The 1,959-nt window shown below is 72.9% G+C and carries 1 protein-coding gene; it reads right to left on the reverse strand.

The window, feature by feature from the left end:
• Positions 1–388 precede the first annotated feature (388 nt).
• Entirely contained in the window at positions 389–1,675 is a 1,287-nt protein-coding gene (locus tag I5E_RS02815; RefSeq protein ID WP_261974845.1) for a sodium/calcium exchanger protein, read from the reverse strand.
• Positions 1,676–1,959 lie beyond the last annotated feature (284 nt).

Below are 1,959 nucleotides of genomic sequence, written 5' to 3' on the forward strand. Positions count from 1 at the left end.
CGCCCCGCACCCGCCCGCGCTGCGCCGGCGCGCCGCGGCGCGGCGGTCGCACGACCCGCCGCTCACGTCCGCCGAGTGGGCACGATCTGCCGCGCAGCGACGCCGAGTGTGACGGATTGTGCCCGGTCGGCGCACAGCCGACGGCGCGTCACGCCCGCTCGACGGGCCGTCCCGGCCGGCGGACAGGAGGCGTGGTGCCAGCCCGCTCCGCGCCTCCCGTCCCGACCGGCGGAACCCCCGTCCCGCCCACCTCCGCCGAGCGGGCACGACCTGCCGCTCAGCTCCGCCGAACGGGCACGATCTGCCACACAGCGACGCCGAACGGGACAGATGTCGCCCGCTCGACGGAGCGGCGAGCCGAGCCGCTCGCCGGGTCGACCGACGCGGGTCAGCCGCGCAGCACGGGGGACGACGCCCGTCGGAACGGTGCCGTCACCGTCGGCAGGATCTCGCGGCGGTTGATCCAGAACACGACGAGCGCCGCGACGAGGTGCACGATGCTGAGCACCCAGCGCCCGTTCGTGTCCGTCACGAAGAACTGCACCGCGAACAGCGCCGCGAGCGCGATCGCCGACCACCAGTGGAACCGGAGCGCGATGATGATCGCCACGCCGAGGACGGTCTGCGACGCGGTGAGCATGAACTCCTCGATCTGCCGGCCGTCGAGCGGGAGCCCGCCGGACGTCCCGCCGCCGAGCACGTGCGCGATCGGCAGCGAGCCGACGAGCAGCGACCACTGGTTGACCTTCGACGCGATGAGCGTGCCGATGGCCGCGCCGCCCATGCCGCGGAGCGCGAAGAGCGCGGCGACGATGAACTCCGGCGCCTCGGTGGCGAGCGGGGCGAGCCACTGCACGAGGAAGTAGCTGTCGATGCCGAGCGCGCTGCCGGACTGCACGAGGGCGTCGGCGAAGGGCTCCGCCGAGGACAGGATCACCGCGGCCGCGACGACGAACAGTGCCGCGATCGTCCAGCGCCGGGCTCGCTGCGGCATCGAGGCGATGTTGCCCGCCATACCGACGAGCTCCTCGTCGTCGTCGCCGTCCTCGACCTTCGAGGCCCGCCAGAGGTACCAGACGAACGCGGCGAGCAGCACGAAGCCGAACCACATCGGGATCGAGCCCATCAGCGGGATGAGGAACGCGACGAGGGCGAGGAGCGCGAGGAACCCGATGTCGAGGCGCGACGACCGCTCGAGCTCGAGGACCCGGGTGGCCGAGGCCGGGAGCGACCCGGTCCGGACGAACCGGCGCGCCACGAGCAGCGAGATGATCACGACGAGCGGCCACCCGAACCCGAGCAGCAACCGGTTCGACCCGGTCATGTTCGCGGCGGCGAACTGCTCGTACGAGGGGTCGTACCCGGAACGGAACGCGTAGTACAGGTCGACCGCGTACTCGGGGAGCACGGCGATGAGGGCGAGGATCGCGATCGCGAGCGCGCCGGCGATGTCCTTCTGGGCGGCCTCGGCGGCCCAGGCGAGCAGGAACGACGCGGCCACGACGGCCCCGCCGAACACGAGCAGGTCGACGAGGGCGTTCGGCGCGAACCCGCCGATGCGGAAGACGACCGCCGGCAGGGCGATGGCGATGCAGATCGCGATGCGGCCCCAGGCGCTCGCGCCCATGCGGGGCGGTGCGACGGCGGGCGGCGCGGGAGAGAGGGTGGTCGACATGGTGGTCCTCGTGGTCGAGCCATGACGCTGCACACACTCGAGCGGCTTCGGCCATGGCGGAACGGCCGAAGGTCTCGCTCGCCTCGTGCGCCCCGGTGCGGGACGGGCGGAGGTGGTGCACCGGGCCGATCATCGTGATGGCCAGTGTGTCGATGCACGCGCTGGGAGCTACTCCCCTTCGCACACCAGCTTGGCGCGCTCCGATCCCCGTCCGCAAGCCGATCGGGCCTGTTCGGCATCCCGAATCCCGGTGTTCCCCGGCCCGCCCCGGAACGGGCCCGGGA

The sequence above is a fragment of the Curtobacterium sp. B18 genome (genome assembly GCF_000333375.1).
GTDB lineage: Bacteria > Actinomycetota > Actinomycetes > Actinomycetales > Microbacteriaceae > Curtobacterium.

Excerpts from the sequence above, each read along its gene's own strand:
- I5E_RS02815 (WP_261974845.1), bottom strand. The coding sequence starts at position 1,675 with ATGTCGACCACCCTCTCTCCCGCGCCGCCCGCCGTCGCACCGCCCCGC.